Origin of the sequence: Pigmentiphaga sp., from assembly GCF_019689535.1 — a bacterium.
Lineage (GTDB): Bacteria > Pseudomonadota > Gammaproteobacteria > Burkholderiales > Burkholderiaceae_B > Pigmentiphaga.
The window spans coordinates 1-7,369 of sequence record NZ_JADGHH010000176.1 but is presented as its reverse complement, the minus strand read 5'-3'; the positions used below and the strand labels follow the sequence as shown (position 1 = coordinate 7,369).

At 64.6% G+C, this 7,369-nt stretch carries 7 protein-coding genes; 6 read left to right on the top strand and 1 reads right to left on the bottom strand.

Annotated elements, in window-relative coordinates:
- The first annotated feature begins 492 nt into the window (after positions 1-492).
- The 5 genes from IRZ12_RS13950 to IRZ12_RS13930 all read left to right on the top strand — a co-directional run bounded on the left by IRZ12_RS13950 (position 493) and on the right by IRZ12_RS13930 (position 5,608).
- The gene (locus IRZ12_RS13950; RefSeq protein ID WP_296469521.1) at positions 493-2,214 is read left to right on the top strand and encodes an acetolactate synthase 3 catalytic subunit; all 1,722 of its coding nucleotides are present in this window, start codon (positions 493-495) and stop codon (positions 2,212-2,214) included.
- 9 nt (positions 2,215-2,223) lie between these two features.
- Positions 2,224-2,715, top strand: a complete 492-nt coding sequence (ilvN, locus tag IRZ12_RS13945) for an acetolactate synthase small subunit (RefSeq protein ID WP_296469519.1) — start codon at positions 2,224-2,226, stop codon at positions 2,713-2,715.
- 182 nt (positions 2,716-2,897) lie between these two features.
- Complete coding sequence (ilvC, locus tag IRZ12_RS13940; RefSeq protein ID WP_296469517.1) at positions 2,898-3,914, top strand: ketol-acid reductoisomerase; 1,017 nt, start codon at positions 2,898-2,900, stop codon at positions 3,912-3,914.
- A gap of 262 nt (positions 3,915-4,176) precedes the next feature.
- Complete coding sequence (gene frmR / locus IRZ12_RS13935) at positions 4,177-4,452, top strand: formaldehyde-responsive transcriptional repressor FrmR (RefSeq protein ID WP_296469515.1); 276 nt, start codon at positions 4,177-4,179, stop codon at positions 4,450-4,452.
- Between the two features lie 46 nt (positions 4,453-4,498).
- Positions 4,499-5,608, top strand: a complete 1,110-nt coding sequence (locus IRZ12_RS13930; RefSeq protein ID WP_296469513.1) for an S-(hydroxymethyl)glutathione dehydrogenase/class III alcohol dehydrogenase — start codon at positions 4,499-4,501, stop codon at positions 5,606-5,608.
- 37 nt (positions 5,609-5,645) lie between these two features.
- Here the strand turns inward: IRZ12_RS13930 and IRZ12_RS13925 are convergent, their stop codons facing one another.
- The gene (locus IRZ12_RS13925; RefSeq protein WP_296469512.1) at positions 5,646-6,290 is read right to left on the bottom strand and encodes a TetR/AcrR family transcriptional regulator; all 645 of its coding nucleotides are present in this window, start codon (positions 6,288-6,290) and stop codon (positions 5,646-5,648) included.
- A 119-nt stretch (positions 6,291-6,409) separates the two neighbouring features.
- Here IRZ12_RS13925 and IRZ12_RS13920 point away from each other — a divergent pair.
- Positions 6,410-7,369: ABA4-like family protein (locus IRZ12_RS13920; RefSeq protein ID WP_296469509.1), on the top strand; the 960-nt coding region annotated here is incomplete at its 3' end.

The window sequence follows — 7,369 nt, the reverse complement described above, 5'->3', positions numbered from 1 at the left end:
GAGCGGGGCGGAAGGACTGCGTATCATTCATGGGGCGCTACGATAACCCGAGCCGGCGGGCGCGCGCCCGCCCCCAGGGGGCAGTGCGGGAAAATCCCAGGCGCGCACCGCTACCTTGACTGCGGTGCAGCATACCTGATAGCCTAGCGGGCTCGCCGAAAGCGATACCCAAGTCGACGGCAGAGCGCTTCGTCTGGCGCCCGATACCTTCGGCGCCAAGCATTGCAGTTACTCAAGCCCAAGTCCGCGCCAAAAGCGTTGCGGCGGCCTCGGCCCGAAAGGGCGCAGGCGGCCTGGTCTTGGCCTTCCGTTTCAACCTTCAGTGCTCGTTCCGGTGAACGTGTGCGAGGTCGGCAGGGTGGGCGAGCGGATCGGTTCCGTGAACCGTGAAGCGTCGCTGCATGCTGCCGGTGCCCGTACAGGTTTGGTTTCCCTGCCAGGAGGCAGTACCGCCCGGGGCGTCAGCGCGAACTTGAATGGACGACACATCCAATGGAACTCACAGGCGCCGAGATCGTCGTGCGCAGCCTTGCCGATGAGGGGGTCGAACACGTGTTCGGCTATCCGGGCGGCTCGGTTCTCTACATCTACGACGAGATCTTCAAGCAAGACAAGTTCAAGCACATCCTGGTGCGTCACGAGCAGGCAGCCGTGCACGCCGCCGATGCCTATTCGCGCGTGTCCAACCGCGTCGGCGTGGCGCTGGTCACCAGTGGCCCCGGCGTGACGAACGCGGTAACCGGCATCGCGACCGCATACATGGATTCCATCCCGCTGGTGGTGCTGACGGGGCAGGTGCCCACCACCGCCATCGGCCAGGACGCCTTCCAGGAGGCCGACACCGTCGGCATCACCCGGCCGTGCGTCAAGCACAACTTCCTGGTCAAGGACGTCAAGGACCTCGCGGAAACCATCCGCAAGGCCTTCTACATCGCCCGCACCGGCCGTCCCGGCCCAGTGCTGGTTGATATCCCCAAGGACATCACGGTCGCGCGCTGCAAGTACACGCCCCCCACGGGCGAGATCAAGATGCGCTCCTACTCGCCCGTCGTGAAGGGGCACCAGGGGCAGATCAAGAAGGCCGTGCAACTGTTGCTGCAGGCCGAGCGCCCGATGATCTACACGGGCGGCGGGGTCATCCTGGCCGATGCAGCGCCCGAGCTGACCAAACTCGTGCACATGCTGGACGTGCCGTGCACCAATACCCTGATGGGGCTGGGCGGCTTTCCCGGCGAGGACGAGCATTTCGTCGGCATGCCCGGCATGCACGGCACGTACGAGGCCAACATGGCCATGCAGCATTGCGACGTGCTGGTGGCCATTGGCGCGCGCTTCGACGACCGCGTCATCGGCAATCCCAAGCATTTCGCGCAGAACGCCCGCAAGATCGTCCACATCGACATCGATCCCTCGTCGATTTCCAAGCGCGTGAAGGTCGACGTGCCCATCGTGGGCGACGTCAAGGACGTGCTGCAGGACCTCCTGGCGCACCTGGAGTCCGCGCTCAAGGAAAACCGGCGCGATCCGCAGCAGCTCGCTGCCTGGTGGAAGCAGATCGGCGCGTGGCGCGAGCGGCAATGCCTGAAATACAAGCGCTCTGACGACGTCATCAAGCCCCAGTTCGTGATCGAAAAGCTCTGGGAAGTCACGCGCGGCGAGGCTTTCGTCACTTCCGACGTGGGGCAGCACCAGATGTGGGCCGCGCAGTACTACCGCTTCAACAAGCCGCGCCGCTGGGTCAATTCCGGCGGGCTGGGCACGATGGGCGTGGGGCTGCCGTATGCCATGGGCGTGCAGATGGTGTATCCGGATGCCGACGTCGCCGTCATTACCGGCGAAGGGTCGATCCAGATGAACATCCAGGAGCTGTCGACCTGCCATCAGTACCACCTGAGCCCCAAGATCCTGTGCCTGAACAACCGGTACCTGGGCATGGTGCGCCAGTGGCAGCAGATCGACTACGGTTCCCGCTATGCCGAGTCGTACATGGATTCGCTGCCCGACTTCGTCAAGCTGGCCGAGGCCTATGGCCACGTCGGCATGCGCATCGAAAGCGCCCGCGATGTCGAGGGCGCGTTGCGCGAAGCGTTCACCACCCACAAAAAGCGCCTGGTGTTCCTGGACATCATCACGGACCGCACGGAAAACGTGTGGCCGATGGTGAAGGCCGGCAAGGGCCTGACCGAGATGCTGCTCGGTTCCGAAGACCTCTAAGGAGCACACATGAGACACGTCATATCGGTGCTCCTGGAGAATGAAGCAGGTGCACTTTCGCGCGTCGTCGGCCTGTTCTCGGCGCGCGGCTACAACATCGAAACCCTGACCGTCGCGCCGACCGAAGACCCGACCCTGTCGCGCATGACCATCGTGACCTCCGGGTCCGACGACGTCATCGAGCAGATCACCAAGCACCTGAACCGCCTGGTGGAAGTGGTCAAGGTCGTCGATTTGACCGAAGCGCCCCACATCGAGCGCGAATTGATGCTGATCAAGGTTCGCGCGGTGGGCAAGGAGCGCGAGGAAATGAAGCGCATGGTCGATATCTTCCGCGGCCATATCGTGGACGTGACCGACAAGAGCTACACCGTGGAACTCACCGGGGACAAGGGCAAGCTCGACGCCTTCATCGAGGCGCTCGACCGTGCCTGCATCCTGGAGACCGTGCGTACAGGCAGCTGCGGCGTCGGGAGGGGCGAGCGGGTGCTGAAGATCTGAGCCCCTGCGCGCCTGTGCATCCCGGGATGGCAGGCCAGGCCGTGGCGCGGATGTGTCCCGCCCGGCGGGCGCCGGCAGAACCCAATGCCTCGGGTTCCCCGTCCCCGTCGCGTCGGAAGCGGAGCGGCCAGCATTGAATTTGAATTTGAATTTCGAGTATCGAGTGGATTTTGGAGAGCGCCATGAAAGTTTTTTACGACAAAGATTGTGATCTGTCGCTGATCAAGGGCAAGACCGTCGCCATCATCGGCTACGGTTCCCAAGGTCACGCCCATGCCCAGAACCTGAACGATTCCGGCGTCAAGGTCGTGGTCGGGCTGCGCAAGGGCGGAGCCTCCTGGGACAAGGCCGTCAACGCCGGCCTGACCGTCAAGGAAGTGAACGATGCGGTCAAGGAAGCCGACGTCGTCATGATCCTGTTGCCCGACGAGAACATCGCCAAGGTCTATGCCGAGAACGTCGGCCCCAACATGAAGAAGGGCGCGGTACTGGCCTTCGCGCACGGCTTCAACGTGCACTATGGCTGCGTCGTGCCCCGTGACGACGTCGATGTCATCATGGTCGCTCCCAAGGCCCCGGGCCACACGGTGCGTGCCACCTACCAGCAAGGCGGCGGCGTTCCCCACCTGGTTGCGGTCTACCAAGACCGTTCGGGTGCGGCCCGCGACATCGCCCTGTCGTACGCCATGGCCAACGGCGGTGGCCGCGCCGGCATCATCGAGACCAACTTCCGCGAAGAAACCGAGACCGACTTGTTCGGCGAGCAGGCGGTGCTGTGCGGCGGCACGGTCGAGCTGATCAAGGCCGGCTTCGAGACGCTGGTGGAAGCCGGCTATGCGCCCGAGATGGCCTACTTCGAGTGCTTGCACGAGCTCAAGCTGATCGTCGACCTGATCTACGAAGGCGGCATCGGCAACATGAACTACTCGATCTCGAACAACGCGGAATATGGCGAATACGTCACCGGCCCGCGCATCGTGACCGAAGAGACCAAGCAGGCCATGCGCGCCGTCCTGAAAGACATCCAGAGCGGCGAATATGCCAAGAGCTTCTTGCTGGAAAACATGGCTGGGGCTCCGACCATCAAGTCGCGTCGCCGCCTCACGGCCGAGCACCAGATCGAGCAAGTGGGCGCCAAGCTGCGCGAAATGATGCCCTGGATCCGCAAGAACAAGCTGGTTGACCAAAGCAAGAACTGATATTCCGCGCGTCCTGCATGTCTGCGCCCATCTTCGGTTGTGGCGCGGCAGGGCTCCCTGCGGGCCCGGCATGCCATGGCGCGGCCGGAACACGAGGATGCGCCCCGGCGCATCCCAGGCCTCAGCCCTCACGCTACCTGCGCGAGGGCTTTTTCTTTTTGGGCGCTGCGCATCGAGCGCCGTCTGCTACGGGTCAACCCCCTGCCGCTTGCGGCGGCGATGACGTATCATCACATACTCCTACCCAGTATGCTGAACCGTCATGCCGCATACGCCTGAAGAGAAAAAGCGCGTCTTGACCCGTGTCCGCCGCGTGCGCGGGCAGATCGACGCACTCGAACGGGCGCTGGAGGAGGGCGCGGAGTGCGGGGCGATCCTCCAACAGATTGCAGCCGTGCGAGGGGCCATCAACGGCCTGATGGCGGGCGTGCTGGAAAGTCATTTGCGCGAGGAGTTCACTCACCTGGCCGAGGCCGCCGGCACGCCGAATCGGCCCATCGACGAGGTGATTTCCCTCGTGCGCTCGTATCTCCGATGAATCCCGCCCCGTCGCGCTCCCAAGACTTTCTGCAAAGAGGACTCCCATGAAATCTCGTGCCGCCGTCGCATTCGGACCTGGTAAGCCGCTCGAAATCGTCGAGATCGACGTGGCCCCGCCCAAGAAGGGCGAAGTGCTCGTGAAGATTACCCATACCGGCGTTTGCCATACCGACGCCTTTACGCTTTCGGGCGAGGATCCGGAGGGCCTGTTCCCCGTCGTGCTCGGCCACGAAGGGGCGGGCGTGGTGGTCGAAGTGGGCGAGGGCGTGACCTCGGTTGCGCCTGGCGATCACGTGATCCCCCTCTATACCGCCGAGTGCGGCGAGTGCCTGTTCTGCAAGTCGGGCAAGACCAACCTCTGCGTCGCGGTGCGCGCAACGCAGGGCAAGGGCGTGATGCCCGACGGCACATCGCGGTTCTCCTACAACGGCCAGCCCGTCTACCACTACATGGGCTGCTCGACCTTCAGCGAATACACCGTCGTGGCCGAGGTTTCGCTGGCCAAGATCAACCCCAAGGCCAATCCCGAGCACGTCTGCCTGCTCGGATGCGGCGTGACCACGGGCATCGGTGCCGTGCACAACACTGCCAAGGTGCAGGAAGGCGACACGGTGGCGGTGTTCGGCCTCGGCGGCATCGGCCTTGCCGTCATCCAGGGCGCGCGCCAGGCCAAGGCGAGCCGCATCATCGGCATCGACACCAATCCGGCCAAGTTCCCACTGGCCAAGACTTTCGGTGCGACCGAGTGCATCAACCCGAACGACTACGACAAGCCCATCCAGCAAGTCATCATCGAGATGACCGGCTGGGGCGTGGACCACTCGTTCGAGTGCATCGGCAACGTGAACGTGATGCGCGCGGCGCTCGAGTGCGCACACCGCGGCTGGGGCCAGTCCATCATCATCGGCGTGGCGGGCGCGGGGCAGGAAATCTCCACGCGCCCGTTCCAGCTCGTGACCGGACGCACCTGGAAAGGCACGGCCTTCGGCGGCGTCAAAGGCCGTACGCAACTGCCCGGCATGGTCGAGGCAGCGATGCGCGGGGAAATCGAACTCGCGCCCTTCGTCACGCACACGCTGCCGCTAGACGAAATCAACAAGGCGTTCGACCTCATGCACGAGGGCAAGTCCATCCGCACCGTCATCCACTATTGACGTCGATGGCATTGCGCCGCGCGCATGGACGCGGCGCTCACTCGGCCTTGCCCCGCTTGGGGCGCGGCCGCTCGGGAAATAGTTGCCTGAGCATCTCGGGCAGGATCTGCGCCATGAACGCGTCGCCGCCGGCCTGCCCGTTCCCGAATTTGCCTTCCAGCGCCAGGTGTGCGCATCCGTGCACCGCCGACCACGCTCCCATCAGCAGGGCTTGGTCCGCAGCGCCCAGCGGGCCATCCGTGCGCCCCACGTACTCCCGCACGGCCTCTTCCAGCTCCCGGTAGGCCGCCCGGCCCGCGTCGTCCAGCCGCGAGTCGGGTGCCAACATGTCCTTGCGGAACATCAGTAGAAAGCGGGCCGGGTAGGTCAGCGCGAAGCGCACGTACCCCAGCCCCTTGCCGTGCAGCCTTTCGGTCGGCGTCCTGCCGGCCGCGCTGCCCTCCCGCTGGAAGCGCGTCAGTTCCTCAAAGCCCAGGATGGCGACTTCCGTCAACAAGCCGGCGGCCGAACCGAAATGATGCAGCGCGGCGGCCGGCGACACCCCCACTTGGCGCGCGACTTCCCTGAGGCTGAAGCCTTCCACGCCGCGCGCGGCAAGCAATTGTTCAGTGGCGTCGATGAGCGCTTGGCGCAGTGCGCCATGGTGGTAGGGCGTCGCCGCCCCGCTTCGCCGGGTGGCCATGGATGAGGGCTCCTCGCTGGTTGTCGGAAAAATCAAACTTTACACCGTTCAAATGCCTTGTTATGGTATCTGAACGCTGTTTAGATTTGGTTGGGGCGGCATTTCTGAGGAGAGGGGCCATGTTCGATCTTCTTTTCGAGCTTGCGGGCATGATCGTGATGCTCGCCTGGATTGCACTGGCGGCGTCGCCGTGGCTGGGCAGGGCCAAGCCCATCGTCCGCATGGTGACGGGCGCCGTGGTTCCCGGTGCCCTGGCGCTGGCTTATGTCGCGTTGGTGGCCATGTCCTGGCCAGCCGCCGGCGGGGGGTACGGGTCGCTGGACGATGTGTCGACGCTGTTCGGCCATCGCGGCATGTTGACGGCAGGGTGGTATCACTACTTGGCTTTCGACCTCTTCGTTGGCACTTGGCTGGCACGGCGCGCCGAACGCGATGGAATCGCTCCCTTGTGGATGATTCCCTGCCACGCCCTGACGTTCTTGTTCGGCCCCGCGGGGCTGGTCGCCTACGGCTTGCTGTATGCCGCCAAGCCTGTGCGGGCGCTGGTGCGCGAGCTCGAGCGCAGGCATGGCCCGCTGGCGCGCTTCGGTTTGATCCTGTTCGCCGCGCTTGCCGCGTCGCTTGCGATGGCCGCGATCGATGCGCGCACGCTGGGCGGCGTGGGCGTGTGGGTCAAGCCGATGAAGTTCATGGCGTCGGTGGCGCTGTATGCGTGGACCACCGCTTGGCTGATCGGAGAATTGCCTTCCGGGTTCCGCGCGTCGCCCGCGGTTCGGCGCCTGGCCCGCACCATCATCCTGGTGGGCGCGGCGGAGGTGGCCTACATCACGCTCCAGGCGGCCTTGGGCCAGCCGTCGCATTTCAATGATTCGACACCCTTCCATTCGGCCATGTATGTGCTCATGGGGGTGGGCGCGTTGACCCTGACCGCCTGCTCCCTGCCGCTAGCCTGGATGATCGGACGCCATGCCGAGGACATGGCGCCCGCGTACCGGCTCGGCGCCGTACTGGGGCTCGTGCTGACGTTCGTCTTCGGTGCAGGGGCGGGCTCTTATACACAACTGACGCTGCCGACGAAG

What these genes read in the sequence shown, in the direction of transcription:
- IRZ12_RS13950 (WP_296469521.1), top strand. Translation starts at nt 493, where the DNA reads ATGGAACTCACAGGCGCCGAGATCGTCGTGCGCAGCCTTGCCGATGAG.
- ilvN (WP_296469519.1), top strand. Translation starts at nt 2,224, where the DNA reads ATGAGACACGTCATATCGGTGCTCCTGGAGAATGAAGCAGGTGCACTT.
- ilvC (WP_296469517.1), top strand. Translation starts at nt 2,898, where the DNA reads ATGAAAGTTTTTTACGACAAAGATTGTGATCTGTCGCTGATCAAGGGC.
- IRZ12_RS13930 (WP_296469513.1), top strand. Translation starts at nt 4,499, where the DNA reads ATGAAATCTCGTGCCGCCGTCGCATTCGGACCTGGTAAGCCGCTCGAA.
- IRZ12_RS13925 (WP_296469512.1), bottom strand. Translation starts at nt 6,290, where the DNA reads ATGGCCACCCGGCGAAGCGGGGCGGCGACGCCCTACCACCATGGCGCA.
- frmR (WP_296469515.1), top strand. Translation starts at nt 4,177, where the DNA reads ATGCCGCATACGCCTGAAGAGAAAAAGCGCGTCTTGACCCGTGTCCGC.